The sequence below is a fragment of the Saccharothrix algeriensis genome (assembly GCF_016907655.1).
Taxonomy (GTDB): domain Bacteria; phylum Actinomycetota; class Actinomycetes; order Mycobacteriales; family Pseudonocardiaceae; genus Actinosynnema; species Actinosynnema algeriense.
Map to the genome: position 1 here is coordinate 5,533,158 of NZ_JAFBCL010000001.1, position 25,900 is coordinate 5,559,057.

At 74.6% G+C, this 25,900-nt stretch carries 22 protein-coding genes; 8 read left to right on the forward strand and 14 right to left on the reverse strand.

Annotated features, from left to right (window positions below; translation table 11 throughout):
* Positions 1 to 131: 131 nt before the first annotated feature.
* The 3 genes from JOE68_RS25350 to JOE68_RS25360 all read right to left on the reverse strand — a co-directional run bounded on the left by JOE68_RS25350 (position 132) and on the right by JOE68_RS25360 (position 1,873).
* Positions 132 to 344, reverse strand: a complete 213-nt coding sequence (locus tag JOE68_RS25350; RefSeq protein ID WP_204844781.1) for a hypothetical protein — start codon at positions 342 to 344, stop codon at positions 132 to 134.
* A 181-nt stretch (positions 345 to 525) separates the two neighbouring features.
* On the reverse strand, positions 526 to 1,230 hold the full coding sequence (locus tag JOE68_RS25355) for a VIT1/CCC1 transporter family protein (RefSeq protein WP_204844784.1): 705 nt from the start codon (positions 1,228 to 1,230) through the stop codon (positions 526 to 528).
* A gap of 82 nt (positions 1,231 to 1,312) precedes the next feature.
* Positions 1,313 to 1,873, reverse strand: coding sequence for a hypothetical protein (locus tag JOE68_RS25360; RefSeq protein ID WP_204844786.1), 561 nt, complete (start codon positions 1,871 to 1,873; stop codon positions 1,313 to 1,315).
* Between the two features lie 732 nt (positions 1,874 to 2,605).
* Between JOE68_RS25360 and JOE68_RS25365 the strand changes: the two genes are divergently transcribed.
* The 3 genes from JOE68_RS25365 to JOE68_RS25375 all read left to right on the forward strand — a co-directional run bounded on the left by JOE68_RS25365 (position 2,606) and on the right by JOE68_RS25375 (position 5,544).
* Positions 2,606 to 3,289, forward strand: coding sequence for a response regulator transcription factor (locus JOE68_RS25365; RefSeq protein WP_204844788.1), 684 nt, complete (start codon positions 2,606 to 2,608; stop codon positions 3,287 to 3,289).
* Positions 3,286 to 4,569 carry a HAMP domain-containing sensor histidine kinase gene (locus tag JOE68_RS25370; protein WP_204844790.1) on the forward strand — a complete coding sequence of 428 codons (1,284 nt, stop codon included), beginning with the start codon at positions 3,286 to 3,288 and terminating at the stop codon, positions 4,567 to 4,569. Before JOE68_RS25365 ends, JOE68_RS25370 begins: the two co-directional genes overlap by 4 nt.
* Positions 4,570 to 4,824: 255 nt before the next feature.
* The gene (locus JOE68_RS25375) at positions 4,825 to 5,544 is read left to right on the forward strand and encodes a CAP domain-containing protein (protein ID WP_239562349.1); all 720 of its coding nucleotides are present in this window, start codon (positions 4,825 to 4,827) and stop codon (positions 5,542 to 5,544) included.
* 21 nt (positions 5,545 to 5,565) lie between these two features.
* On the opposite strand, the gene JOE68_RS25380 is transcribed toward JOE68_RS25375, so the two are convergent.
* The gene (locus tag JOE68_RS25380) at positions 5,566 to 6,042 is read right to left on the reverse strand and encodes an Lrp/AsnC family transcriptional regulator (protein ID WP_307819888.1); all 477 of its coding nucleotides are present in this window, start codon (positions 6,040 to 6,042) and stop codon (positions 5,566 to 5,568) included.
* 118 nt (positions 6,043 to 6,160) lie between these two features.
* Here JOE68_RS25380 and JOE68_RS25385 point away from each other — a divergent pair, with 118 nt between their 5' ends.
* Genes JOE68_RS25385 through JOE68_RS25395 form a run of 3 tightly spaced genes read left to right on the forward strand, consistent with a single transcriptional unit; the run spans position 6,161 to position 9,595 of the window.
* On the forward strand, positions 6,161 to 7,228 hold the full coding sequence (locus tag JOE68_RS25385) for a thiamine pyrophosphate-dependent dehydrogenase E1 component subunit alpha (protein WP_204844795.1): 1,068 nt from the start codon (positions 6,161 to 6,163) through the stop codon (positions 7,226 to 7,228).
* A complete protein-coding gene (locus JOE68_RS25390; RefSeq protein ID WP_204844797.1) occupies positions 7,225 to 8,217 on the forward strand; it encodes an alpha-ketoacid dehydrogenase subunit beta in 993 nt (330 codons plus the stop codon). The genes JOE68_RS25385 and JOE68_RS25390 overlap by 4 nt, the downstream gene beginning before the upstream one ends.
* Complete coding sequence (locus tag JOE68_RS25395) at positions 8,210 to 9,595, forward strand: dihydrolipoamide acetyltransferase family protein (protein ID WP_204844799.1); 1,386 nt, start codon at positions 8,210 to 8,212, stop codon at positions 9,593 to 9,595. Before JOE68_RS25390 ends, JOE68_RS25395 begins: the two co-directional genes overlap by 8 nt.
* A gap of 16 nt (positions 9,596 to 9,611) precedes the next feature.
* Here JOE68_RS25395 and JOE68_RS25400 read toward each other — a convergent pair whose 3' ends face one another.
* The 9 genes from JOE68_RS25400 to JOE68_RS25440 all read right to left on the reverse strand — a co-directional run bounded on the left by JOE68_RS25400 (position 9,612) and on the right by JOE68_RS25440 (position 19,652).
* On the reverse strand, positions 9,612 to 10,571 hold the full coding sequence (locus JOE68_RS25400) for a DMT family transporter (protein ID WP_204844801.1): 960 nt from the start codon (positions 10,569 to 10,571) through the stop codon (positions 9,612 to 9,614).
* Positions 10,572 to 10,604: 33 nt separating this feature from the next.
* Positions 10,605 to 11,504, reverse strand: coding sequence for a spermine/spermidine synthase domain-containing protein (locus JOE68_RS25405; RefSeq protein WP_204844803.1), 900 nt, complete (start codon positions 11,502 to 11,504; stop codon positions 10,605 to 10,607).
* A complete protein-coding gene (locus JOE68_RS25410; protein ID WP_204844804.1) occupies positions 11,501 to 12,340 on the reverse strand; it encodes an SAM-dependent methyltransferase in 840 nt (279 codons plus the stop codon). Before JOE68_RS25410 ends, JOE68_RS25405 begins: the two co-directional genes overlap by 4 nt.
* Positions 12,337 to 13,275 carry a spermine/spermidine synthase domain-containing protein gene (locus tag JOE68_RS25415; RefSeq protein WP_204844806.1) on the reverse strand — a complete coding sequence of 313 codons (939 nt, stop codon included), beginning with the start codon at positions 13,273 to 13,275 and terminating at the stop codon, positions 12,337 to 12,339. The genes JOE68_RS25410 and JOE68_RS25415 overlap by 4 nt, the downstream gene beginning before the upstream one ends.
* Positions 13,272 to 14,450: a diaminopimelate decarboxylase family protein gene (locus JOE68_RS25420; RefSeq protein WP_307819889.1), complete on the reverse strand. Its 1,179-nt coding sequence runs from the start codon at positions 14,448 to 14,450 to the stop codon at positions 13,272 to 13,274. Before JOE68_RS25420 ends, JOE68_RS25415 begins: the two co-directional genes overlap by 4 nt.
* 303 nt (positions 14,451 to 14,753) lie before the next feature.
* A complete protein-coding gene (locus JOE68_RS25425) occupies positions 14,754 to 15,797 on the reverse strand; it encodes a GDSL-type esterase/lipase family protein (RefSeq protein WP_204844809.1) in 1,044 nt (347 codons plus the stop codon).
* A gap of 6 nt (positions 15,798 to 15,803) precedes the next feature.
* Complete coding sequence (locus JOE68_RS25430) at positions 15,804 to 16,445, reverse strand: ABC transporter ATP-binding protein (RefSeq protein ID WP_204844810.1); 642 nt, start codon at positions 16,443 to 16,445, stop codon at positions 15,804 to 15,806.
* On the reverse strand, positions 16,442 to 17,092 hold the full coding sequence (locus JOE68_RS25435; RefSeq protein ID WP_204846285.1) for an ABC transporter ATP-binding protein: 651 nt from the start codon (positions 17,090 to 17,092) through the stop codon (positions 16,442 to 16,444). Before JOE68_RS25435 ends, JOE68_RS25430 begins: the two co-directional genes overlap by 4 nt.
* A gap of 106 nt (positions 17,093 to 17,198) precedes the next feature.
* Positions 17,199 to 19,652, reverse strand: a complete 2,454-nt coding sequence (locus JOE68_RS25440) for an ABC transporter permease (RefSeq protein ID WP_204844811.1) — start codon at positions 19,650 to 19,652, stop codon at positions 17,199 to 17,201.
* A 206-nt stretch (positions 19,653 to 19,858) separates the two neighbouring features.
* Here JOE68_RS25440 and JOE68_RS25445 point away from each other — a divergent pair, with 206 nt between their 5' ends.
* Together JOE68_RS25445 and JOE68_RS25450 are read left to right on the forward strand one after the other, a co-directional pair.
* Positions 19,859 to 21,388: a chitinase gene (locus JOE68_RS25445; RefSeq protein ID WP_204844812.1), complete on the forward strand. Its 1,530-nt coding sequence runs from the start codon at positions 19,859 to 19,861 to the stop codon at positions 21,386 to 21,388.
* Between the two features lie 572 nt (positions 21,389 to 21,960).
* Positions 21,961 to 23,739, forward strand: coding sequence for an FAD-dependent oxidoreductase (locus tag JOE68_RS25450; protein WP_204844813.1), 1,779 nt, complete (start codon positions 21,961 to 21,963; stop codon positions 23,737 to 23,739).
* 1,063 nt (positions 23,740 to 24,802) lie between these two features.
* Here JOE68_RS25450 and JOE68_RS25455 read toward each other — a convergent pair.
* Positions 24,803 to 25,678 carry an SIS domain-containing protein gene (locus JOE68_RS25455; RefSeq protein WP_204844814.1) on the reverse strand — a complete coding sequence of 292 codons (876 nt, stop codon included), beginning with the start codon at positions 25,676 to 25,678 and terminating at the stop codon, positions 24,803 to 24,805.
* Between the last annotated feature and the right edge of the window lie 222 nt (positions 25,679 to 25,900).

The following is a 25,900-nucleotide window of genomic DNA, read 5'->3' on the forward strand; positions in this document are numbered from 1 at the left end:
CGGGTCGGGCCGGGGACGTGGGACGGGGCCGGATGCGGGCTCGGGCCTGGGGTGCGGGCGCAGCAGCGGGTGCGGGCGCAGCGGCAGGCGCGGGAGCCGGTCCGGGCGCGGGGTCGCCCCGGGGTGCTGGTTCAGCCGCGCGAGCGCCGCGCGACCCACGCGCAGCCGGCGGCGGCGAGGGCGAACAGGGCGGCGACGGCCCCCTGCCACCACTCGGCCTCGCTCAGGGCGAGGATGCTGTTGACCCCGGCGACCAGCACGAACAGCGCGGCGAGCACCGTCCAGAGCCGCCGCTCGGCTCTGATCGTGCGCGGGGCGAACAGGGTGGTCGGTGGGTGGGTCACGACAGGCACCTCCGCTGCGTTCCGGCGCCTCCCGCGGCACCGGGTCCGTCGCGGTTACCCCCGCGGCGGGTGGTCCACACCTCTGCGGGCCGGTTTTCCCGAAGTTGCCCCGTTCGGGCGCACTCGGCGGCGGGCGGCCCGGCACCGCGCGGCGCGCCGCCGCTCACCGATCGCGGCACCACTAACCGATCGCGACGCCGAACAGCAGGCCGACGTAGTAGGTCACCACCATGGTCAACGACCCGACCACGACGTTGCGCCGCACCGCCCGCCACGCCCGGCTGGCGCCCAGCCGCGCGCTGATCACACCGGTCAGCGCCAGGCCGACCAGCACCGCGACCCCGCACGCCCACACCCGCCAGGCGGTCGGCGGCAGCAGGATCGCCACCAGCGGGATCAGCGCCCCCACCGCGAACGACACCAGCGAGGCCCACGCCGCGTGCCAGGGGCTGGTCAGGTTGTCCGGGTCGATCTGCAGCTCGGCCTCGGCGTGCGCCCGCAGCGCGTCCTGCTCGGTCAGCTCGCGCGCGACCCTGGCCGCCAGGTCCGGTGACAGCCCCTTGTCCTGGTAGATGTCCGCGAGTTCCCGCTCCTCCTCCTCGGGCATCTCCCGCAGCTCGCGCTCCTCCAGCTTCAGCGCCGCCCGCTCGGTGTCCCGCTGGGTGCTCACCGACACGTACTCGCCACCCGCCATCGACAGCGCGCCGGCCACCAGGCCCGCGATCCCGGCGGCGAAGATCGCGGTGCGGTCGGTGGTCGCCCCGGCGACGCCCACCACCAGGCCCGCGGTCGAGACGATGCCGTCGTTGGCCCCGAGCACGCCGGCGCGCAGCCAGTTGAGGCGTTCGGACAGGTCTTCGCGGTGCGCTTCGCCGGCGTGCGTCATGCGTTGATCGAACCACCCGGCCCCGGCCGGTGCGAGGGGCGCGCACCGCACCGAACCCCGCCGGCGGTGGCGGTGGGACCGGTCAGGCGGTCTCGATGATGCGCCACTGGGGACCGCCGCCGACCCAGGTCGCCTCCAGCCGGGAGCGGTGGTCGGGACTCGCGAACTCGACCACCACGGCGGCGGCCGGCTGCTCGACGCTGACCGCGAAGCCCTGCCGGGGCGTGGCGGAGATGGGCTCCATGTTGTCGGGGGAGAAGCTGATCGCCGCCACCCCTCCTTGGAGCCGGAAGCTGCGCATGTAGACCTGCCGGCCGTCCTGCACGCTCCACGTGCCCTGTTCGGACGGCAGCGGTGTGGCGGTCGTGGTGGTGGTCGCCGGCGTGGTCGTCGTGGTGGGCGGCTCGGTGGTCACGGCCATGGCCTGCGCGGTGGTCGTGGTGGTGGCGACGGGTGTGGTGGTGACGGCGGTCGTGGTGGTCGTCGTGGGGAGCGCGGTGGACTGCTCGACCGGCCCGGCCACCAGGCGCGGGCGCTCGGGCACACCCGCCTCCAGCACGGACCGGATGCCCAGCCAGGACAGCGCCACGGCGACGGCGGTCGACGCCGACCACGCCGCGAAGTACTGGAGTCCCCTGGTCACCCGGTCATCCTGCCGGCGAACCCGCCACACCGAACCCCAGGCCGCCCGCTGTTCCGCTGACCAGCACACTTTTCGCACTTTCCACGCAAGGCGGCGCACCTCGCGCTTGCATGCAGCGGTGGCGCACCTCGTGCACCTCGCACGCAGCCGTGCTGCACCCAGTGCACACACCGGTGCCTTCGTGTTCTCCTCCCCGTACGGCCTGGGCGCAGCCCGATCATGGTTGTCGGGGGGCGTCAAGCACGCTTTTCGCTTGACGCCCCCCGACAACCATGATTGCCTCCGGCAGGCCGTGCGGGGAGGAGAACACGACCGCTCTTTCTTTTTCCTCCTCCTTGGGGGCCTCTCGGCCGCTCTTCTTACTTGGGTCGCGCACCGATCTGGGTAAGAATTGGTGCCGTAGAGCCCGAAGCTGAAAAGAAAAAGAGTCCTCGCCGGACAGGCAGGCCGCCAAGGAGAAGGAAAAGAAACAGCGGTCGTGTTCTCCCCGCATGGCCTGTCAAAGACGACCATGCTTTTCCTGGGGGTGCAAGCGAAAAGCGTGCTTGCACCCCCAGGAAAAGCATGGTAGCCCTCCGGGCAGGCCATACGGGGAGAACACGAGGCGACCGGTCTGTACGGGGCGTGCCGGAAACCCGAAAGCCAAAAGCTGGAGTCGTGGCGTCGGTCGTTGGCGGGGGTGCTGCCGGCCGTGTTCACCCGTTCGGGCTGGGTGGCGTTACGGTGCGCGCCATGGTCTCGGTGCTGCTCGTCGAAGACGACCAGGTGGTCCGGTCGGCGGTGACCCGTGCGCTGACGGGGTTGGGTCACGCCGTGCTGCCGGTGGGCACGGCGTTGGAGGCGTTGCGGGAGATCACCGCGTCCGCCTTCGACCTGGTGGTGCTCGACCTGGGGTTGCCGGACGTGGACGGAGCGGACGCGTTGCGGATGATGCGCGGGGTGTGCGACGTGCCGGTCATCGTCGCGACCGCCCGTGACGACGAGGCGGAGATCGTGCGGCTGCTCAACGCGGGAGCGGACGACTACCTGGTCAAGCCGTTCTCCAGCGAGCACCTGGCCGCGCGGTTGTCGGCGGTGCTGCGGCGCGCGCGCAAGGACGACGCGGCGGCCGAGCCGATCCGCATCGGCGAGCTGTCAGTCGACCTCGACCGGCGGGAGGCGCGGCTGGCCGGGCGGGAGCTGAACCTGACCCGCAAGGAGTTCGACCTGCTGGCCTACCTCGCCGCGCGCGAGGGCAAGGTCGTGCCGCGCGCCGAGCTGCTGGCCAACCTGTGGAACCTGCCCGGCCGGCACGACGACCAGACGCTGGACGTCCACCTGTCCTGGCTGCGGCGCAAGATGGGGGAGCGGGCGGCCCGGCCGCGCTACCTGCACACCGTGCGCGGTGTCGGGTTCAAGTTGACGGCGGTCGAGTGAGGAGGTCGCTCGCCCTGGTCTCGCTGGCCGTCACGTCGATGGTGGCGCTGGCCTTCCTGATCCCGCTGGCCCTGGTGGTGCAGCAGCTCGCGCAGGACCGGGCGAAGACCGACGCCGAGCGGCAGGCCGGGGCGCTGACGCCGGTCCTCGTCATCACCGCCGACCCGGCGCGGGTGGAGCAGGCGCTGGCCTCGGTGGGCGGTCGGGTGGCCGTGCACCTGGCCGAGGGCGGGGTCGTCGGCACGGCCAGGGCGACCGCCGAGCAGCTGCGGGAGGCCCGCGAGGAGGGGCGCGCGTTCACCGCGGACGTGCCGGGCGGGCTGGTGCACGTGCAGCCGGTCCTGCTCGACCGGGGGCGGGTCGCGGTGGTGGAGGCGTTCGTGGTCGAGGCCGAGCTGTCGCGCGGGGTGGTCCCGGCGTGGCTGGCGCTCAGCGGTGTGGCGGTGTCGCTGGTGCTGGCCTCGGTGCTGGTGGCCGACCGGCTGGGTGCGCGGGTGGTGCGGGCCGCCGGGTCGCTGGCCGAGGGCGCCCGGCGGATGGAGGAGGGCGACCTGGCGGCGCGGGTCACGCCCTCCGGGCCGCCCGAGCTGGCCGACGCCGGCGGCGCGTTCAACCGGATGGCCGACCGGATCGGGCAGCTGGTGGCGGCCGAGCGGGAGTTCCTGGCCGACCTGTCGCACCGGCTGCGCACGCCGCTGACCGCGCTGCGGCTGGACTCCGAGACCCTCGGCGCGGACCCGGGCGCCAACCGCGTGCGGCAGGCCGTGCACGCGCTGGAGCGCGAGGTCAACGAGCTGATCCGGGCCGCCCGCCGCGAGCTGGACGACCCGGCCGGCGGCCGGTGCGACGCCGCGCAGGTCGTGCACGACCGGCTGGTGTTCTGGTCCGCGCTGGCCGACGACCAGCAGCGGCGGTGGAACTCGCGGGGCACCGAGCGCAGCGCGTTCGTCCCGCTGACCCGCACCGACCTGGCCGCCGCGATGGACGCGGTGCTGGGCAACATCTTCCGGCACACGCCCGAGGGCGTCGGGTTCGTCGTGGCCCTGTTCCACCAGCCGGACCGGGTGGTGGTCGTCATCGAGGACGCCGGACCGGGCATCGAGGACCTGGAGACGGCGCTGCGCCGTGGAAGCAGCAGCGCCGGCTCCACCGGTCTCGGACTCGACATCGCCCGCCGCGCAGCCGAGTCCACCGGGGGCTCGCTGGTCGTCGACCGCGGCCCGCTCGGGGGCACCCGGGTCCAACTCCACCTGACCCGGACGCCGGAGCACCCAGGCTAGCCGCCGGTTTCTTTCCGCGACCTCATGCGACCTTTAAATAAACCTTAAATAATCGGTGTGTTGACAATGCCGCCAAGGCGGATAAGGTCATTTCCGGAATTGTGGCCGACCGCAGCGCTCCCCTCCCCTTGCCCGGTCCGCCCGGTTCCCCGCTCGGTGCGGCGACCGCGCGCGCTTTCCCTGCGAAGAAGCGCCCGCGCGGTCGCCGCGCCCGAAAAGCCGCCGAATGCAGATGAGGTCCTCCGCGTGTCGCGCATGAGCAGTGCACTGCCCGTCGTCCTCACCCTGGCCGGACTGGCCCTCGCCGGGTGCGGCGCGTCCGGCGACGTCGGCCTGGTGACCGCCACGGCCACCACCACGGTCCGCACCACCTCGAACGCCGACGCCCCGTCGGTCCCGTCGGCCCCCTCGGTGAGCCCGGCCGCCCCGTCGAGCGCCACGAGCCCGTCCGCCCCCGCCACGTCCGCCCCCGCGACCACCTCCCCCGTCGGGCAGGCGCCCACCCCGGCCGGGCAGGCGCCGCCGCAGCCCGCGCCCGCCCCCGAACCGGAGCCCGCGCCGCGGCCCGAGGCCGTGACGCCGGCCCGCGACGAGGTGGCGGTCGCCGAGGCCGCGGTGCTCGACCTGACCAACGCCGAGCGCGCCGCCAACGGCTGCCCGGCGCTGGCCGCCGACCAGCGGCTGGCCCAGGCCGCCCGCGGCCACAGCGCCGACATGGCCGCGCAGGACTACTTCGACCACAGGTCCCGGGACGGGCGCGGCTTCGCCGACCGCGTCAAGGCCGCCGGCCACCCCGCGCCGGGCGCGGAGAACATCGCCGCCGGCCAGCGCACCCCCGAGGCCGTGGTGAAGGGCTGGATGGACTCGCCCGGCCACCGCGCGAACATCCTCAACTGCAAGCTGAAGTCGCTGGGCGTCGGCATGGCCCGCGGCGGGTCCTACGGGATCTACTGGACCCAGAACTTCGGCTGGTGAGCACCGCGCCGCCGGCCCCGGTCAGAGCTCCGGCTGGTGGCCGTCGGCGGGCAGCTCGTCGAGGATGAGCACGGTGTGGCTGGAGGTCACGTCGGGCATCGTCTGGAGCCGGGACAGCACCAGGTCGCGCAGGCTGTGCGCGTCCGGAGCGCGCACCAGCAGCACCAGGTCGTAGTCGCCGGACACCAGCGCGCCGTGCCACACCTCCGGGATCTCCAGCACCCGCTGCCGCACGGCCTTCCACGAGTGCTGGCTGATCTTGAGGTAGACGTAGGCCGAGATGCCGAAGCCGTAGCGCTCCGGGTCGACCACCGCCGTGTAGCCGGTGATCACGCCGTCCCGGTGCAGCCGCTCCACCCGGGAGTAGGCGCTCGCGCGGGAGATGTGCAACCGCTCGGCGAGCGCCCGCATGGACAGCCGGCCGTCCGCCCGCAGCTGCTCGACCAGTCGCCGGTCGGTCTCGTCGAGCGGTGCAGGATGTCCAGGTCTGGGCGTCACGTGGCCGACCCTAACCCGTTCGCGCGGCCATTCGTCCGGAATTCCGGCTCGGGTCTGGAACATTGGCCAGTGTGACCTGGACCATGCCCTCACCCAGCCCACGAGCGCCGGAGGAGCCATGGCCCGCACCCGGGAGCGGTCGCTGCTGCCGACCGAGGAACCCCTGTCGCTGCTGCGCAAGGACGGCTCGCCGGTGCGGGACGCGCCGCTGGCGATGCCCGACGACGACGTGCTGCTGGAGCTGCACCGGCGCATGGTCGTCGGCCGCCGCTTCGACACCCAGGCCACCGCGCTGACCAAGCAGGGCCGGCTCGCGGTCTACCCGTCGTCGCGCGGGCAGGAGGCGTGCGAGGTCGGGGCCGTGCTGGCGCTGCGCGAGCAGGACTGGCTGTTCCCCACCTACCGCGACTCGGTCGCGCTGGTGACCAGGGGGGTGGACCCGGTCGGGACGCTGACCCTGCTCCAGGGCGGCTGGCACCTGGGCTACGACCCCTACGAGCACCGCGTCGGCCCGCAGTGCACCCCGCTGGCCACCAACACCCTGCACGCCGTCGGGTTCGCCCACGCCGCGCGGCTCAAGGGCGAGGACGCGGCGGCCCTGGTGATGCTCGGCGACGGCGCCACGTCGGAGGGCGACACGCACGAGGCGCTGAACTTCGCCGGGGTCTGGCGGGCGCCGGTGGTGTTCCTGGTGCAGAACAACGGCTACGCGATCAGCGTCCCGCTGGCCAAGCAGACCGCCGCCCCGTCGCTGGCGCACAAGGGCGTCGGCTACGGCGTGCCGTCGGTGCTGGTGGACGGCAACGACGTCGCGGCCGTCTACGCCGTGGTGCGCGAGGCGCTGGAGGCGGGCGGCCCGACGCTGGTCGAGGCGGTGACCTACCGGATCGAGGCGCACACCAACGCCGACGACGCCAACCGCTACCGGGCCTCCGACGAGGTCGCCGCGTGGCTGGACCGCGACCCGGTGGACCGCGTCGAGACCTACCTGACCGCGCGCGGCCTGCTCGACGCCGACCGCCGGTCGGCGGTGGCGGCCGAGGCGGAGGAGTTCGCGGCGTCGGTGCGGGCCGGGCTGAACGCCGACCGGCCCGGCGACCCGGCGTCGCTGTTCGAGCACGTCTACGCCACCCCCACCCGGCACCTGCGGGAGCAGGCCGCCGCGCTGGCGGAGGAGCTGGCATGACCGTGTCCATGGCGGGCGCGCTGAACCGGGCGCTGGCCGACGCGCTGGACCGGGACCCGAGCGTGCTGGTGTTCGGCGAGGACGTCGGGCCGCTGGGCGGGGTGTTCCGGGTGACCGACGGGCTGGCGGCGCGGTTCGGCGAGGACCGGGTGTTCGACACGCCGCTGGCCGAGTCCGGCATCGTCGGCACGGCGATCGGCATGGCCATGAACGGCCTGCGGCCGGTGGTGGAGATGCAGTTCGACGCGTTCGCCTACCCGGCGTTCGAGCAGATCACCAGCCACCTGGCCAAGCTGCGCAACCGCACCCGCGGCCGGGTGTCGCTGCCGGTGGTCGTCCGGGTGCCCTACGGCGGCGGGATCGGCGGCGTCGAGCACCACTGCGACTCGTCGGAGGCGTACTACGCGCACACCCCCGGCCTCACCGTCGTCACGCCCGGCACCCCCGACGACGCCTACCGGCTGCTGCGCGACTCGATCGCCTCGCCCGACCCGGTGATCTTCCTGGAGCCCAAGCGGCGGTACTGGGCCAAGGGCGAGCTGTCGGACGAGGTCGTGCCGATGGACCGGGCCGTGGTGCGGCGGCCCGGCGACGACGTGACGCTGATCGCCTACGGGCCGATGGTGGCCACCGCCCTGGAGACCGCCGAGGCGGCGCGGGAGGAGGGCTGGGACGTGGAGGTCGTGGACCTGCGGTCGCTGTCGCCGTTCGACGACGAGACGGTGTGCGCGTCGGTGCGCCGGACCGGCCGGGCCGTGGTCGTGCACGAGGCCGCCGGGTTCGGCGGGTACGGGGCGGAGGTCGTGGCGCGGGTGACCGAGCGCTGCTTCCACCACCTGCACGCGCCCGTGCTGCGGGTGACCGGTTTCGACATCCCCTACCCGCCGCCCAAGCTGGAGGAGCACCACCTGCCGAGCGTGGACCGGATCCTGGACGCCGTCGCGCGGCTCCAGTGGGACGACGAGGTCGTGGGGGTCCGCGGTGCCTGACTTCCGGCTGCCCGACCTGGGCGAGGGGCTGACCGAGGGCGAGATCGTCAACTGGCTGGTGTCCGTGGGCGACCACGTGTCGGTCGACCAGCCCGTGGTGGAGGTCGAGACGGCCAAGGCGGTCGTCGAGGTCCCGTGCCCGTTCGAGGGCGTGGTGAGCGCGCGGTTCGGCGAGCCGGGGGAGAAGCTGGCCGTCGGCTCGGTGCTGCTGTCGGTGGGCGGCGGGGAACCGGCCGGCTCGTCCGGCTCGTCCGGCTCGGGCAACGTGCTGATCGGCTACGGCACCTCCGAGTCGCCGCGCCGCCGCCGCGCCAACCGGCGGGGGCCGGGCCGGGCCGCGGTCGTGCCCGCCCAGGTGGACCGGGCCTCCGCGCCGACCTCCGCGCCCGCGGACGACTCCCGGCCCGCACCCGCTCCTCCCGCGCCCGCCTCGACAACGCCCGCCCCGGCCGCACCCGGCCCGGCCGCACCCGGCCCGGCCGGGTCCGGACCGGCCGCGCCCGGCCCGGCCGAGTCCGGCGCGCCCGGTCCGGGCGCGCCGGCCCGCCCCGACGCCCCGGCGGTCATCTCGCCGATCGTGCGGCGGCTGGCGAAGGAGAACGGCCTGGTCCTGGAGCGCATCGCGGGCACCGGCCCCGGCGGCGTGATCCGCCGCGCGGACGTGGAGCGGGAGCTGGCTGCCCGGCCGGCCGAGCAGCCGCGGCCGTCGTCGGGCCGCCGCATCCCGCTGCGCGGCCTGCGCGGCGCGGTCGCGGCCAAGCTGGCCACCTCCCGCCGCGAGATCCCCGAGGCGACGGTGTGGGTGGACGTCGACGCGACCGGCCTGCTGGCCGCGCGCGCCGCGCTGCCGTCGGTGTCGCTGCTGGGCCTGCTGGCCCGCTTCACCGTGCTGGGCCTGAAGAAGTTCCCGGAGCTGAACTCCCGGGTCGAGGGCGACGAGGTCGTGGTGCTGGACGAGGTCCACCTGGGTTTCGCCGCCCAGACCGACCGCGGCCTGGTGGTCCCGGTCGTCCGCGACGCGCACGCGCTGACCACCGCCGCGCTGGCCGAGGCGATCACGGGGCTCGCGGCCTCCGCGCGGGAGGGCCGGATCGCGCCCGCCGACCTGACCGGCGGCACCTTCACGGTCAACAACTACGGCGTCTTCGGCGTGGACGGTTCGGCCGCGATCATCAACCACCCGGAGGCGGCGATCCTGGGGATCGGGCGCGTCGTCGACCGGCCCTGGGCGGTCGACGGGCAGGTGGCGGTCCGCAAGGTCGCCCAGCTGACCCTGGCCTTCGACCACCGGGTGTGCGACGGCGGCACGGCGGGCGGGTTCCTGCGCTTCGTGGCGGACTGCGTGGAGTCCCCGGTCACGGCCCTGGCGGACCTCTGAGCGCCCGGCGCGGGGGTCAGGCCGCGCCGTCGGGGCTCGCGGGCACCGCCGGGTCCGCGCGCCGGGCGCTGCGCAGGGCGATCAGCACGCCCGCCACCACCAGCGCGATGCCCACGACCTCCAACCACGGCGGGACGCGCGAGGTGGCGAGGTAGACGTAGGCGAGGCCGGACAGCGTCTCGAACACGATCAGCTGACCCGCCACCGACACCGGCAGCAGGGTGGACGCCCGGTTCCACAGCAGGGTGCCGCCCCACGAGACCACCAGGCCCAGCACGAGGCTGCCCAGCACGAGCCACCACAGCCGCGCCCCGGGCCCGGCCACGTCGCGGCCGAGCAGGAACGGCGTGGCCAGCGCCGAGAGCGCCAGCGTGGCCACCCCGACGAGGGTGGACCACTCCGCCGAGGAGATGGCGGGGTTGGCCTTGAGGAAGGTCGCGTTGGCCACGCCGAACCACGTCCACAGCGCCAGCGCCACCACCGCGCAGCCGACGCCGAGCAGCTGCCCGGCCAGGCCGCGCCCGCTCGCGCCGGACCAGTCCACCTCCACGGCGTTCACCACGACCAGGCCGCAGCCGATGAGCAGCAGGGACGGGACGAGCCGGCGGAACGGGTGGTCGCGGTGCCGCAGGTTGCCGTACAGGGCGACGGTGACCGGCAGCGTGCCGATGACGACGGCGACCACCGGCGCCCCGACCAGGGCGACGCCCTGCACGACGAAGAAGTAGTAGCCGACGTTGCCCGCGACGGCGAACAGCACGGCCGAGCGCCAGACGGGCAGCGGGTAGCGCAGCCGGTTGCGGGTCACCACGACCAGGACCAGCGACACCAGGCCGTAGCACAGGTAGCGGCCCACCGTGATCACCACCGGGTCGAACTCGGCGAGCAGCACCGGGACCAGGAACGCCAGCCCCCACGCCATGTTCGCCAGGACGCCGACCGCGACGCCCGCCGTCACCGCCGTTGTGCCTCGCACCGCTGCGCCTCCCGCGCTCGACCGGGTCGCCGGTCACACCTGCCACAGCGGGTCGTCGTCGGTGCTGACCCGGCCCGGGCGCGCCAGGCCGGCGCGCAACGACCGGGGGACGGCGAACATGTGGCGGTGCGTCTCGGCGTCGTAGGTGGTGATCGTGCCGGGTGGCCCGGCCGCGGGCGAGCCGGCCGGGTCGGCGGCGGCCTCGTGGTCCGAGGCGAGCACGAAGCCCCAGGGCACGCCGAAGGAGGGTACCGCGGCGGTGTAGGGGGTGGCGTGGCGGAACACCGACCGCAGGGTGCGCAGCACGCCGGCGAAGAACTCGGGCGCGAGGGGGTTGGCCGGCCCGGCCTGGGTGGCGAACACGCCCGTGCCGCCCAGCAGCCGCCGGATCCGCGCGTAGAACTCCGCGGTGAACAGCGCGGGCGCGTGCGAGCCCGGCACCGAGTCGGGCAGGTCGGCCAGGACGAGGTCGAAGGTCCCGGTCAGCCGGTCGAGCAGCGCCCGGGGGTGGCCGAACTCGACGGTGAGCCGGGGGTCGGCGAGCGCGTCGCGGTGCAGGTGGGGCAGCAGCTCCACCGAGCGCGCGTGCAGCTCGGCGTCGACGTCGAACTGCAGCACCGACCGCACCCCGGGCAGGGCGAGCAGCCGGTGCGCCATCCCGCCGTTCGCGCCGCCCAGGCACAGCACCCGCCCGACCGACGGCGCGACCGCGAAGGCGGGCATCAGCAGCGCCTCGTGGTAGATCGCCTCGTCGGCCTCGGTGGACTGCACGCGGCCCTCGATGACCATCGCACGGCCGTGCCCGCCCAGCCGCACGATCTCGTAGCCCTGGACCGCCGTCCGGCCCTCGGCGAGCACCTCGACCACCTCGTGGACGTGCGCCTCGTGCGCCGTGATCGGCTCGACCACCTGCCGGGGCCACACGGCGCTCACCCCGCCCCGTTGGTGGCCACGACGAGCACGTACCCGAGCTTGCCCGCCCTGGTGACCGCGTTCTCGTAGTCGGCCAGCCGGAGGCTGGTCTCGTAGTAGTCGACCGAGGTGAGGGCGACGATCTCGGCGCGCAGCTCCCGCCGGACCACCACCGACCGGTCCTGCCAGTCGCGGAAGGTCGGGGTGAGGTCGCGGACCTCGTCCACCCGGAACCCGGTGGCGGACAGCGCCGACCGGTACTCCTCGGCGGTGCTGACCGTGGGGCAGGCCCACTCGGCGGTCAGGTGCCGCCACTCCCGCGCGGTGAACCCGCCGGTGCGCACCCGCTCCATGAACGCCAGCCGCCCGCCCGGCCGCAGCAGCGCGGCGCAGCGGGCGAACAGCCGGGCGGGGTCGAAGTGGCAGAAGGCGCCGGTGCCGTAGGCGCCGTCGAAGGGGTGGTCGAACGCCTGCCGGTAGACCTCGCCGTGCACCAGCCGCACCCGGTCGCCCAGGCCGGCCGCGGCGATCCGCTCCCGCCCCTTGGCCAGCGGCGTCGCCGAGACGTCGATGCCCGTGACCCGCCAGTCGAACCGCCGGGCGAACAGGGCGGCGACCGGTGCGGTCCCGCAGCCGACGTCCAGCACGCGCGAGCCCGGCCCCAGGTCCATCGCCGCGGCCATGGCCACCAGTTCGTCGGCGCTGTTGTCGCTGAACTGCCCGACGTACCCGCCCTCGCCGTACACGCGCGGGTAGATCAGGTCGTGGACGGTGTTGTTGCCCTCCATCGCGCCGTCGTAGAGGGCGGCGACGGCGTCGAAGTCCTCGGCCGCGTCCGGGTGGTCGTGCGCGGTCACGACGTGCCACCCACCTTCACCGCCAGGCCGATGGGGGTCGACGCGTCGCCGGGCTCGGCCAGCGCGGCGCGGATGTCCTTGGGGACGTGGAACATGTGGTGGTGGGTGATCCCGTCGTAGAACCGGGTGGGCGCGCGCAGGGTCTCGGCGAGCTGCCCGTCGATGCGCGCGGGCGTCGGCGCGAGCGGGTCCACCGGCGCCGTCGCGCCGATCACGTCCAGCCACACCGTCCCGTAGGACTGGGTGTGCACCACGTACTCGCAGGTGTGGGGGAACACCGAGCGGACCTCGGCGGCGATGCGGGCCGCCAGGGCCCACGACCGCGGCCCCGCCGACCCGGCCCACGACGCGTACAGCCCGCCGGGCCGCAGCCGCGACCGGACCAGCCGCAACGCCTCCGCGCCGAACAGCCGGGCGGCGGGGCTGCCGTCGAACGGCTCGCTGAGGTCGTTGACCACCAGGTCGAACGGCTCGTCGCCGCGTTCGAGGTAGGCCAGCGCGTCGGCGACCACCAGCCGGAACCGGGGGTCGGCGGCGTTGGCCGCGGCGGGCGAGTGCGGCAGGTGCCTGCGGGCGAGGTCCAGCACGGCGGTGTCGATCTCGACCTGGACGACCTCCCCGACACCGGGGTAGCCGAGCAGCTCGCGCACCACGCCGCCGGGGCCCGCCCCGACGCACAGCACCCTGGCGGCCCGCCCGCCGAGCAGCGTCATCGCCGGGTGCACCAGGGCCTCGCTGTAGAGGTACTCGTCGGCGGCGACGTGCTGGACGCGCCCGTCGAGGAACAGGCCGCGGCCGTAGCTCTCGGTCTCCAGCACCTCGATCCGCTGCACGGCGCTGCGCTCGACGGCGACGACCTCGACCACGCGGTGGCAGTGCGCCTCGCCCGGGGCGATCTCCTCGAACGTCCAGCGGGACCCGCCCAGCTCGATCACCGCCCGGCCCCGCCGCGCTCCCGGATGACCCTGGGCGTGCCGTCGGCGGCGACCAGCACCTCGGCGGGTGCGTCCTGGCCGAGGAACTGGGTCATCATCGAGTAGCCGTAGCTGCCGGTGTTGCGGAAGACGAGCACGTCGCCCACCTCGGTGGCGGGCAGCTTGCCGCCCTTGGCGAGGAAGTCCCGGGAGTAGGTGGTCGAGCCGACGACGTCGGTGGGCTTGCCGTCGATCGGGTCGCCGGTCTTGCCGAGCACGTCGACCGCGTTGTACTCGCCGTAGAACAGCGAGCGCGGCATCAGCGAGGCGCTGGCGTCGACGCACACCAGCCGGCGGTCCGGCCGGACCTTCACGTCGAGCACCTCGGTGCAGAACACCGCGGTGTCGCCGAACAGCGCGCGGCCGGGTTCCAGCACGAGCCGGACCTCGCGTCCCCGGGCCGCGGAGTAGGCGGTGAAGATCCCGGTGATGCGCCGGTCGTACTCCTCGTAGTCGAATTCCGGCACGCCCTCCTCCGGCACCGGGAAGCCGCCGCCGAGGTCGACGTAGGCCAGGTCGGGGAAGTGGTCCGACAGTTCCAGGGTGCGCTCCACGCCGGCCAGCATGGTGTCCAGCGAGACGATGTTCGTGCCCAGGTAGACGTGCGTGCCGACCAGTCGCAGATCGTGCCGGCGCGCGATCTCCAGCACCTCGGGAATCTCCGCCTCCAACACCCCGATGCGGCTTTCCGCACCGATGAAGACGTTCCCCAGCGAGTTCTCGTCGATGTTCAACCGGATGCCGCAGGACCGGCCCGGGGCGAGTTCGCCGAACATGCGCAGCTGGCCGACCGAGTCCAGGTTGAGGTGCACCCCGAGCGCGGCGATCAGCTCCAGGTCAGAGCGGCGGACGCCGGTCGACGTGTAGATGATCTCCTCGGCGGCGAACCCGCAGTCCAGGGCCAGCTTCAGGTGCCGCACCGAGTTGACGAAGACGCCCAGCCCCAGGGTGCGGGCCAGGCGGAGCAATTCCGGGTTGTTGTTCGCCATCGAAGCGAAATGGACCGACCGATGGGGGTAGGCCAGTCGGCTGAACCTGGCCGCATTGCGCCGGATGAGCGCTTCGTCGTAGACGTAACACGGGGTGCCGAACTCGCGCACCACAGCTGCGATGGCCTCGTCGCGCATCGGACGCATCTCCCGGGGAGTTCCGCACAAATGCAATGGAGGCCGAACCTAAAGCGGTCGGAGGGGAATTGTCAACGGGTGGTTGCCGGTTCGGGAACGGCCGCGATCGGGGGGCCGTTATTCCACTCGGTGCCGATTTCCGCGATCCGCGCCGGGCGCCGCGACGGGCGCTGCGGCGTCCCGGGGCGCAGGACGTGCCCGCCCTCGTCCCGGGTGGTGTTCCGCGCGCTCACGCCGGCCCGACGACCGGCGGCGCCGACGACCCGCGGCCCTCCGGTCCGATTCGGAGGGTGGGCCGCCGCCCCCGGCGGGCTAGTCGCGCTCCGGGACCGGGTCCAGGTTGCCGTCGCGGTCGGCCACGCAGGCGGCCGAGCGGACCGACGTCGCCAGGAACGCGCTCATGCAGCGCGCGAACTGCTCGTGGCCGCGGGCGTTGGGGTGGAAGGACTCCTGCAGCGCGTGGTGCGCCCTGGCCTCGTCGCGCAGGCCCTCGAAGTCCACCGTCAGCCGGGTGAACCACTCCGCGCCCGGGTCCCGGCCGCGGGCGCACGCCTCGCGCCGGTCGCCGGCCCGCGACAGGTCCAGGAAGCGCACGCCCACCGCCGCCGCGGCCTTGCGCAACCCCGCCGACAGCTCGTCCACCGCGTGGTCGCGCACCCAGCGCAGGTCGGCGGTCCGCAGTGGACAGCCGGACAGGTTCTGCAGGTCGACCGGCAGGTCGGGGGTGACCGGCGCGGCGTAGGACTGGAGCACCAGCGCGTACGAGCGGGGCGGGTAGCCCTCGTCGCGCAGGACCTGCCGGATGTCGCGCAGGGCGCGTTCGACCTTCGGCGCCATCCGCTCGACCCGGGCCCGCCAGTCGTCCACCAGGGAGGGTGAGCAGTCGGCGCGGCGCTGGATCCACGCCTGCAGGCACGCCTTGAGCACGTCGGAGAAGCGCGGGTCGTCGTTCGCGCCGACCGCCACCACGACCGTCGTCACCCGGTGCTCGCGCGCGATGCGGGCCAGCTGCCGCGCCTGCGAGCCCTCCGTGTTGCGCACCTGGTCGGTCAGGCCCACCTGCTCGGCGTTCGCGCCCGAGCAGGCCAGGTTGAACACCCGGTCGACGCCCGGCACCCGCATCCGGTGGACCGACGCGTTCGCGGAGCGGTGGCACCAGTTGTCGCCCTCGCCGTCCGTGCCGGGCTCGTAGGAGCCCGCGCCCTCGCCCGACATGGTGCTGTCGCCCATCGCCACCAGGGCCGTGGGCGCGTCCCGGCCGGGCCCGACGCGGTCGGGGAACGGGCTGTCGGCCACCAGCAGGAGCAGGGCGACCAGCGGCAGCACCAGGACGACGGCGACGAGTCGGCGGGACATCGCCGACTATTCTACGTCCACCCTCCCACCGGACAGCGCCACCGTGCGGTCGGCGGCCCGGTGGACCTCGTCGTGGTGGGTGGCGACGAGCACGGCCGCGCCCGCGTCGGCCGCGCGCCGCAGCACCCGCACCGCCACGGGCGCGCTGACCCGGTCCAGGTGGGCGGTCGGCTCGTCGGCCAGCAGCACCCTGGGCGAGGCGATGACCGCCCGCGCCAGCGCGGCCCGCTGCTGCTGCCCGAACGACACCTCGCCGGGGTAGCGGTCGCCCAGCTCCCCGATGCCCAGCTCCGCCAGCAGCTCGGCGACGCGCCCCACGTCGCCGCCCGAGCCCAGCCGCAGCGGCAGCGCCACGTTCTCCGCGAGCGTCAGCTCGGTCGCCAGCCCCAGCGCCTGCGGCAGCAGCGCGCACAGCTCCCACGACGGCGGCGCGGTCAGCACCCGGCCGCACATCTCCACCGTGCCCGCGTCGGCGCGGTCGAACCCGGACAGCACGGTCAGCAGCGCGCTCTTGCCCGACCCGGACGGCCCGGACAGCGTCACCAGCTCGCCCGCCGCCACCTCCAGGTCGACCCCGCGCAGCACGTGCACCGGGCCGCCGGCGTGCTCGAACGAGCGCCGCAGCCCCACCGCCCTCATCGCCGTCATGCCGCCAGCACCCCGTTCCGCAGCTCGTACCCGGTGTCCGCCAACGAGATCAGCCGCGGGTCGTGCGAGGCGACGACCACCGGCACGCCCTGGCGCGCCAGGTCGGCCACCGTCTCCAGCACCAGGTCCGCCGAGGCCGCGTCCAGCTGCGAGGTCGGCTCGTCGGCCAGCACCACCGACGCGCCGCGCGCCAGCGCGCACCCGAACGCCAGCCGCTGCTGCTGGCCGCCGGACAGCGCCGCCGGCTTCCACCCCGCCGTGCCCGGCAGGCCGAGCCGCGCCAGCAGCTCGTCCACCGCGGCGGACCGGCCCGCGGCCTGGGCCGCCGCGCGCAGGTTGTCGCCGACGGTCAGGTGGCCGATCAGGTTGTCCGAGGGGTTCTGGAACACCAGCGCGACCTGCGTGCGCCGCAGCTCCCGCCGCGCCCTGGACGACAGCCGCGCGGTGGGGGCGCCGCGCAGCTCCACGGCGCCCCGCGTCGGCCGCTCCACCAGGCTCAGCACGCGCAGCAGCGTGGACTTGCCCGACCCGGACGGACCGGCCAGCACGGTGATCCCGCCGGGGGGCACGTCCAGCGACACGCCGGACACGGCGGTCACCGCCCCGGCCGGGGTCGGGTACTCGACGTCCACGTCCCGCAGGCGCATCACGTGTTCGGCCACGGCCGGGGCTCCTCTGTCGTCGGGCGGGGCGACCCCGGCGCCCGGCCGGGGTCGCGGGTCGCGGGGCGGCTCGCCGCGCGCCGGGGCGCGGTCAGCCACGGATCAGCTCCCCGATCCGCGCCGAGCGGACCGAGCGGACGGCGATCCACGCCGCCACCAGCACCACCAGGGCGCTGCCCGCGACCGTCGCCGCCAGCAGGGGCAGCACGTCGGGCAGCTCCGGCGTCGGGGTCAGCCGGGGCGCGGGGTCCAGCCGGGGCACGGCGAAGCCGCTGCCCAGCGCGCTCGCGGCCCAGCCGACCACGACGGCGGCGACGGCCAGCGCGCCCAGCTCCAGCAGGTGGCTGGACAGCAGCGCCGCCGGCCGCAGGCCCATGCGGGTGCTGAACGCGCCGGACAGCGCGTTCTGCCGCCGTCGCACCTCGATCGCCAGCAGCAGCGCGATGGCGGCGACCACCGCCAGCACCGCGCCGACGGCCGCGACGAACCCGAAGGTCCACTGGATCGTCAGGAACGGCAGGCCCGCGACGGTCTTCGACTTCTCGCCCGGGTTGCGGTACTGGACCCCGCCGTCGGCCAGCGCCCGCGTCAGCTCGCCCAGCGGCTTGGCCGACCACACGTACCAGGCCCCGACGTCGTCGGCCGACGGCACGCTGTCGCGCGGGACCACCCACCCGGCCGAGCCGAGCTTCGGGAACGTCGGCAGGTGCGCCTCGGGCCGGATCGGCGGCAGGCCGGGCATGGTGGCCTCGCCGTCCGGCGCGCTGCCCACCCGCAGCGGCCGGGTCAGCAGCGCCGGGTCGAAGTCGTGCGGGAACGCCCCGTCGGTGAACGTCTCCGGGTCCACCACCAGCGCCATGCGCTCGTGGGACTCGCTGACGCCGACGACGGTGGCGCTGCCGCGCAGCGCCTCGGGCAGCACGGTGCCCGGGGGCACCTGGGCGACGCTCTCCGCGCCGGTGTACATGCCGGACTTGACCTCCAGCGCGGTCTTCTGCGAGCCGGCGATGCTGGTGCCGACGGCGATCGTGCCGATGGCCAGCACGCCCACCAGCAGCACGCCGGTCACCGGGCCGGAGGCGGCGGCCAGGCGGCGGATCGCCAGCTGGGCGGCGGGCCTGGACCAGATCGACGCGCGGTGCGAAGCCCTGAGCGCCCACCGCGCCACCCGCGCCGCCAGCAGCGCCGCGGTCAGCACGGCCAGCAGCGGGAAGGCCAGCGCGGCGGCGTCGATGCGCGGCAGGCCGCCGATCTTCAGCGGGGTCGCCAGGCCGCTGTGCTGGACCCGGGTCCACGCCCACGCGGCGAGCCCGGCGGTGACCAGCTCCCACGGCACGGCGGTCAGCGCGCGCCGGGCGCGGGCGCCGGTCGCGGCGGCCTGGAACGCGCGGTGCGCGCGCAGGGCGGCGGTGGCCCAGGTGACCGCGACGCCGAGCACGACGACGACCGCCACCGCCAGCGCGGCGGCGGCGGTCGTGCCCGGCGGCAGCGCGGTCGAGGGCGCGTAGAGGGGGAGCAGCAGGTGGGCGACGCCCAGCCCCAGCAGGCCGCCGGCCACCAGCGGCAGGCCCAGTTCGAGCAGCCCGCGCGCGCCCAGCGCCGCCGGGCCCGCGCCGCGCACCCACAGCAGCCGCAGCTCGGTGTGCCGGCGCTGCGCCCACTGGGCGGTCACCGTCGCGACCCCGGCCAGGCCGATCAGCAGGCTGATCAGGGTCAGCGGGAGGATGGCGGAGCGGACGTTGGCGACGGTCTGGCGCGCGTTCTCCACCGGCAGCACCAGCGGCGACAGGACGCGGACCCCCGGGCCCTCGAAGGGCCGCACCCGCGCGGTGCCGGCGGCCAGCAGCTCCTCCGCCTCGTCCACCGTCCGCGGCGCGGGGTTGGGGTAGCGGACGGTCACGTCGACCACGGGGGCCAGCTCCGGCGGCAGCTCGGCGAAGGACTCGGCGCTGGGCATCCACACCACGGCCGTCAGGTAGTCGATGCGGGCGAGCCGGTTCGGGATCACGTACTGCCGCTCGGAGCACCACCACGGGTCGAGCGGGTCGCGCAGGTCGGCGTAGACGGCGGTGACCGGTGGCAGCCGGCCGCCCATGCCGCGCTCGCCCAGCTTCAGGTCCGTGGTCCTGGCGATGCTCTGGGGCACCCACAGGCCGTCCTTGGAGCCGCCCTGCAGGACGGTCAGGTGGTCGGTCGCGCCCGGCCGGAAGCCGAACTTGGCGTAGGTGCGCCCGCCGCCGAAGTCGGCGCGCGCCTCGCGCGTGTAGGTGGCGGCCAGGACGGGCCGGTCGCCGGCGGACCCGCGCACGGCGTCCAGCGCCGGCGCCACCCGGTCGGGCGGCAGGCTCATCTCCAGCGAGGGGTGCAGGGCCTCCTCGCACAGCCGGTCGCCCTGGTAGTCGACCGCGGCGCTGCCGGAGGTGGCGGAGTGCATCACCGCGGCGGCCACGACGAAGCTGAGCAGGAGCGCGGTGACCAGGCTGACCAGCAGGGTCAGCGGGCTCGACAACGCGGCGCGCGGCGCGGCTCTCCACGGGATCTGCACCCCCGGAACGGTATCCCGCCGGCGCGGGGAAGTGGTGGTTTTTCCCCGCCTCGACGAGGCCCCCACCAGTGCGAACGCAGCGTAGCCGGGTGGTCACGCCGCCGGTCGTGGCGGGCGGCGGGCGCGATCGGTCCTTGACACCCCGGCTGTGGTCTAGTCCAATTTCCACCACCTGGAGGCCGCCCACCGCTAGGAGAGGTGACCGCATGTCGCGCAGAGTCCTGTTGGCCAGGGTGGTGGCGGTGGGGGCGTTGGTGGCCAGCGCGGTGGTGGTGGGCTTCGCGCCGGCGTACGCCTCGTCCGTCACCGCCTCGTTCACCAAGACCTCGTCCTGGGGTTCCGGCTTCACCGGGCTGTTCACGGTGAAGAACGAGACCAGCAGCGCGATCACCAACTGGAAGGTCGAGTTCGACCTGCCCTCCGGCACGGCCGTCGGCGCGTACTGGGACGCGCTGCAGACCAACTCCGGCGGGCGCTACACCTTCACCAACCGCGAGTACAACGGCAACGTCGCGCCCGGCGCCTCGGTGACGTTCGGGTTCAACGCCTCCGGGTCGGGCGAGCCCGCGAACTGCCGGATCAACGGCGCGGCGTGCTCCGGGGCGCCGACGCTGACCACGACCACCACGACGAGCACCACGCAGACGTCGACCAGCACCTCGACCAGCACGTCGACCAGCACCAGCACGACCACCACCACCACGACGACCCGGCCGCCGACCGGCCTGCCCAAGCGGGTCCTGGTCGGCTACCTGCACGCCAGCTTCGCCAACGGCTCCGGCTACATCCGGATGAAGGACGTCTCGCCGGACTGGGACATCATCAACCTGTCCTTCGCCGAGCCCACCTCCGTCACCTCCGGCGACCTGCGCTTCCAGCAGTGCCCGGTGGCCGAGTGCCCGAACGTCGAGTCCGAGGCCGAGTTCATCGCCGGCATCCGCGAGAAGCAGGCCCAGGGCAAGAAGGTGCTGATCTCCATCGGCGGCCAGAACGGCCAGGTGCAGCTGACCACCACGGCCGCGCGGGACGCGTTCGTGCGCAGCGTCGGCGCCATCATCGACCGGTACGGCCTGGACGGCCTCGACGTCGACTTCGAGGGCCACTCGCTGTCGCTCAACGCCGGCGACACCGACTTCCGCAACCCGACCACCCCGGTGATCGTGAACCTGATCTCGGCGCTCAAGTCGCTGAAGGCCCGCTACGGGGCCAAGTTCGTGCTCACGATGGCCCCGGAGACGTTCTTCGTCCAGCTCGGCTACCAGTTCTACGGCGGCGGCAGCGGGCAGGACCCGCGGGCGGGCGCGTACCTGCCGGTCATCCACGCCATGCGCGACGACCTCACCCTGCTGCACGTCCAGCACTACAACTCCGGCCCGATCATGGGGCTGGACAACCAGTACCACTTCATGGGCGGGGCGGACTTCCACGTCTCGATGGCCGACATGGTGCTCGCCGGCTTCCCGGTGCGCGGCGACGCGACGAAGGTCTTCCCCGGCCTCCGGCAGGACCAGGTCGCGATCGGCCTGCCCGCGAGCGTCAACGCGGGCAACGGCTTCACCTCCGTCGGCGACGTCCACAAGGCGCTGGACTGCCTGATGAAGGGCGCCAACTGCGGCCCGTACAAGCCGAAGTCGACCTACCCGGACCTGCGCGGTCTCATGACGTGGTCGATCAACTGGGACAAGCACAACGGTTTCGAGTTCTCCAAGTCCCACCGGGCCTACCTGCCCCGCTAGCCCGCGATCGCGGCACCGGCCGACCCCCGACCCCCGGCCCCGACCAGGGGGCGGGGGTCGACGGCCGAGAAGGGGCTCCACGCTCGCCGTCACCGCGACGGGCCGGTGGGTGCTCGGCCAGGCGGGTGGAGCTGTGAGGCCGACAGGGTGACACGCCGGGAGGTGGCCGACCTGCTCGCCGAGATCGGTCGGGCGCTCGATTTCCCGTCGGACCACCCGGCGCGCGGCTGGTGGGCCTTCCACGACTACCACCTCGAAGCCGACCGCCTGGAGCGGGGCCGTTCGCGGCCGTCCTGGACGGTGAAGTCCCGATCACCGCGGGCGTGCGGGCCGTCGATCCCCTGGGCGGCACCGCGGTCGCGGGGCACCGAGCCGGCGGGAGGACCCCGGCACCTGGCGGATTCGCTCTCGCGTGGGTGCGGCTCGGTCGCCGGGCGGGGCGCTCGGTCGTCGGCCACAGTCCTTGGGACGTAAGGATTCCTGCTGTGAACAACCCGAACGGGCGACCCTGGGCGGGGTGCCCGGTGGTCTAGCGTGGTGCCCCGGTGGCGTCGGGGCGGGGGTGCGGTTCGGTGGACGGGTTCGAGGTGAGGCGTCGCACCTTCCTGGCCGGCGCGGGCGCCGGCTTGGCGGGGTCGGTCCTGCCGGGGGTGGCGGCGGGTCGTGCTCCCGGGGCGAGCGTGGCGGTCCTGGGCGGCGGGGTCGCCGGGATGACGGCGGCGCACGAGCTGGCCGAGCGCGGGTTCGCGGTCACGCTCTACGAGCGGCGCGCCCTGGGCGGCAAGTCCCGCAGCGTGCCGGTGCCCGGCACCGGGCGGGGCGGTCGGCGCGACCTGCCGGGCGAGCACGGTTTCCGCATCTTCTTCGGCTTCTACCAGGACCTGCCGGACACGTTGCGCAGGATCCCGTTCCCGGGCAACGCCAACGGCGTGCACGACAACCTGGTCGCCGGCTCGGAGCTGCTGGCCTCGCTCGCGGGCGGGCGGGAGGACCTGCGCCTCCCGCTGACCCCGCCCGACGGCCTGCCACCGCGGTTGACGCCGGACGGCCTGCTGCGGCTGGTGCGGGCCCTGGTCGAGACCGCCTTCCACCTGCCGCCGCACGAGGCGGCGGTCTTCGCCCAGCGGATGCTGGTCTACCTCACCAGCTGCGAGGAACGCCGCCTGGGGCAGTGGGAGCACACGGCCTGGCCGGACTTCCTGCGGGCCCGGGGCAAGTCCGAGGACTACCGGCGGATCTTCGTCGACGGGCTGACGCGCGTGCTCAGCTCGACCAGGACGGACGACGCCAGCGCGCACACCGCCGGCCTGGTGGCCGAGCGGGTGCTGTTCACGCTGCTGGGCCGCGGCGCCGAAGGGCCGCTGGACCGGGTGCTGAACCTGCCCACGAACGAAGCCTGGATCGACCCGTGGGAGCGGCACCTGCGCGACCTCGGCGTCGGGTTCCGCCTCGGGTGGGAGGTCCGGGACCTGGTGGTGGACCGCGGCCGGATCTCGGCGGTGCGCACGCGCGACCCGCAGGGGCGCGAGGAGGAGGCCGTCGCCGACTTCTACGTCTGCGCGCTGCCCGTGGACCACGCCCGGCACGTGTGGAACGCCGACCTCCTGGCGGCCGACCCGCGGCTGCGCGTCGCGGCCGGGCTGGACACCGAGTGGATGACCGGGCTGATGCTCTACTTCGACCGCCCGACCCCCCTCGTGCACGGCCACGCCTACTACGTCCACGCGCCGTGGGCGCTGACCTCGATCAGCCAGGCCGCGTTCTGGCCGGGGCGCGACTTCCGGGCCGACTACGGCGACGGCTCCGTCGCGGACTGCGTGTCGGTCATCATCTCCGACTGGGACCGGCCCGGCGTCCTCTACGGCCGGCCCGCGAAGCAGCTGACCGAGGAGCAGGTGGTGCGGGAGGTGCTGGCCCAGCTCTCCCGGCACCTCAACGACTCCGGCCGGGTGCTGCTCGACGAGTCGCGGCTGGTGACCTGGTTCCTGGACCCCGGCGTGAGCGGCATCGGCGGGCCCGACCCCGTCAACGCCGACGAGCTGGTCGTGCACCCGGTCGGCTCGTGGCACCGCCGCCCCACCGCCCGCACCGCCGTGCCGAACCTCTTCCTCGCCGGCGACTACGTCCAGGCGCCGATCAACGGGGCCAGCATGGAGGCGGCGAACAGCTCCGCGCGCTCGGCGGTGAACGCGCTGCTGGACCGAGCCGGGTCCGACGCCCCCCGCGCGGTCGTGCACGAGCTGTACCGGGCTCCCGAGTTCGAGCTGCTCAAGGTCCAGGACCAGGTGCACTACCGGCTCGGCCTGCCCAACGCGTTCGACCTCGTCCCCACCTCCGCCGGCGAGCCGTGACACCGGTCGGTTCCCCGTCCGGTGCCGGGGGACCGCTTCGCGGGTCACGCGCGGTTCAGGATCGCCCGGGCGGGCGCGGCGCGGCCGGCGGCGGGTGGCTGCGGCGCGCCGGGCCGCCCGAGGGCACTGCGCCGAGCACCGCGCCCACGGCCGTCACCGCGCGACCCCCGTCGTCCGACCCGCCATGTCCCCTCCTCCTGCCGACGGTCCACCGTCCGGTGGACGCCTGCGGGAGATCTCGGCTGGTTCTCGAGTTCGTTGGTCACCCGTCCAGGCGATGTCGCGTGGCCGGGTTCGCCCGGACGCCCTAGCGTCGGGGCCGCGGACGACAGAGGGAGGCGCATGATCGCGGTCTTCCGCTCCGCCGCCCCCGACCGGTCGAGCCCGGTTCGCGCCGGCCGGGACGCGCTACCCGCGTCCCCGCCACCGGGGGCGCCATGTCCGGCTCAGCGCTCGGAGGGTGTGCCGTGGCGGGCTTAAGAACGTGGGGGGTGCGCCGGGCCGCGACGCACCCCCGCGAACTCCGACGGGAGCACCGGGCCGCCGCCCCGAGGGCGCCGCTGCCGGCCGACGTGCCCTGGCACGGCCGGGGCGGCCCCGCCGCGGGGCGGTGGCCCAGGTGCCGAACGGGTGTTCCGGCGCGGGGCGCCGGGGCGCGGCGGCCGCGGGCGCGGTCGGGCTGTGGTCCATGGCGGAGCACGGCCCGCGCCCTCCGGTCGCGCAGCCGGGAGCTGCCGCGGGCCCGCGGCACGAGCTGCCGGCGCCGGTCCGGGACGCGCCCGGACCGGTCGGGGACCCGACGCGGCGCCGGGGGCGGCCACACGCGCCCGGTGCCGATGTTGGCCACCACGCGGCTTCCGGCCACCACGCCGCTTCCGGTCACTGTGCTGCTTTCGGCTATCGTGCCGCTCCCGACTACCACGCGGCTCCTGGCCGCCGAGTCGCCTTTCGGTCATCGTGCCGACCCCGACCCCGACCCCGACCCCGATCCCGACCGCGGCCGACCCCGACCCGGCCGCCGGTGAACGGCCGAGGAGCCGTGCGCCGCCGACCGGGACGCGGCTCAGGACAGGATCACCGAACGGGTCAGGTGGCGGGGCCGGTCGGGGTCCAGGCCGGCCTCCTGCGCGATGTGCACGGCCAGCCGCTGCGCCAGCACCAGCGTCGCCATCGGGTCGCGGTCGTCGGTCACGAACGTGCCCCCGGTGGCGGCCACGTCCTGCGCCAGCCCGGCGGGCGCGGGCCCGAACACCCACACCAGCCGGCCCGGCGCGGTGATGCTGATCGGGCCGTGCCGGTAGTCCATGGCCGGGTACGACTCGGTCCACGCGCCGGCCGCCTCGCGCATCTTCAGCGCCGCCTCGTGCGCCAGCCCGGTCGTCCAGCCGCGCCCGAGGAACGTGAACTGCCCGGCCCCGGTCCACTCCGGGCGCAGCGGCGCGGCCAGCGCCGCCCGCGCGTCGGCGATCGCGCCCGACAGGTCCTCGCCCAGCGACGCCCGCAGCAGCGCCAGGGTGCTGGTCGCGAACCGGGTCTGCACGACCGACGCCTCGTCGGCGAAGTCCAGCACCACCAGGTCGTCGGCGACGTCGGCGATCGGCGTCGCGCCGTCCGCGGTGAGGGCCAGGGTCGGCGCGGACACGCCGTCGAGCAGGTCCAGCACCTCGGACGTGGTGCCCGAGCGGCTGATGGCGACGACGCGGTCGTAGTCCCGGACGCCGGGGAACTCCGACGCGGCGAACGCGTCGGTGAAGCCGAGCCCGCGGGCCTCGCGCAGCCAGGCGTAGGACTGCGCGACGAACCACGACGTGCCGCACCCGACCACGGCCACCCGCTCGCCGGGGTAGGGCAGGCGCGGCGCGACCCGCTCGGCCAGCGCGGACGCGCGGTGCCAGCAGTCCGGCTGGGCGGCGATCTCGACGGCGACGTGGGTGCTCACAGGCTCTCCTCCAGATGTGCGCACTTCTGCACTCAAAGCACGAACATACTGCATTATTTTGCAGACCAGCCACCCCCTTCCGGTTAAAAACCTGCTCACAGCCAGTGTCGATCGACTGCTGGGCTGTGCGTGGGTAGACCCATGACTGAGCAGAAGTGCTCAGAAGAGGGGGGAAGTGTGCAGTGCGCCACACCGGGACGGGTGATCACGAGCGCACGGCTG

Bases quoted from the DNA above. Each gene is read 5' to 3' on its own strand.
- JOE68_RS25425 (WP_204844809.1), bottom strand. From the start codon at position 15,797: ATGTCCCGCCGACTCGTCGCCGTCGTCCTGGTGCTGCCGCTGGTCGCC.
- JOE68_RS25390 (WP_204844797.1), top strand. From the start codon at position 7,225: ATGACCGTGTCCATGGCGGGCGCGCTGAACCGGGCGCTGGCCGACGCG.
- JOE68_RS25430 (WP_204844810.1), bottom strand. From the start codon at position 16,445: ATGACGGCGATGAGGGCGGTGGGGCTGCGGCGCTCGTTCGAGCACGCC.
- JOE68_RS25420 (WP_307819889.1), bottom strand. From the start codon at position 14,450: ATGCGTCCGATGCGCGACGAGGCCATCGCAGCTGTGGTGCGCGAGTTC.
- JOE68_RS25445 (WP_204844812.1), top strand. From the start codon at position 19,859: ATGTCGCGCAGAGTCCTGTTGGCCAGGGTGGTGGCGGTGGGGGCGTTG.
- JOE68_RS25365 (WP_204844788.1), top strand. From the start codon at position 2,606: ATGGTCTCGGTGCTGCTCGTCGAAGACGACCAGGTGGTCCGGTCGGCG.
- JOE68_RS25355 (WP_204844784.1), bottom strand. From the start codon at position 1,230: ATGACGCACGCCGGCGAAGCGCACCGCGAAGACCTGTCCGAACGCCTC.
- JOE68_RS25385 (WP_204844795.1), top strand. From the start codon at position 6,161: ATGGCCCGCACCCGGGAGCGGTCGCTGCTGCCGACCGAGGAACCCCTG.
- JOE68_RS25375 (WP_239562349.1), top strand. From the start codon at position 4,825: ATGAGCAGTGCACTGCCCGTCGTCCTCACCCTGGCCGGACTGGCCCTC.
- JOE68_RS25435 (WP_204846285.1), bottom strand. From the start codon at position 17,092: ATGCGCCTGCGGGACGTGGACGTCGAGTACCCGACCCCGGCCGGGGCG.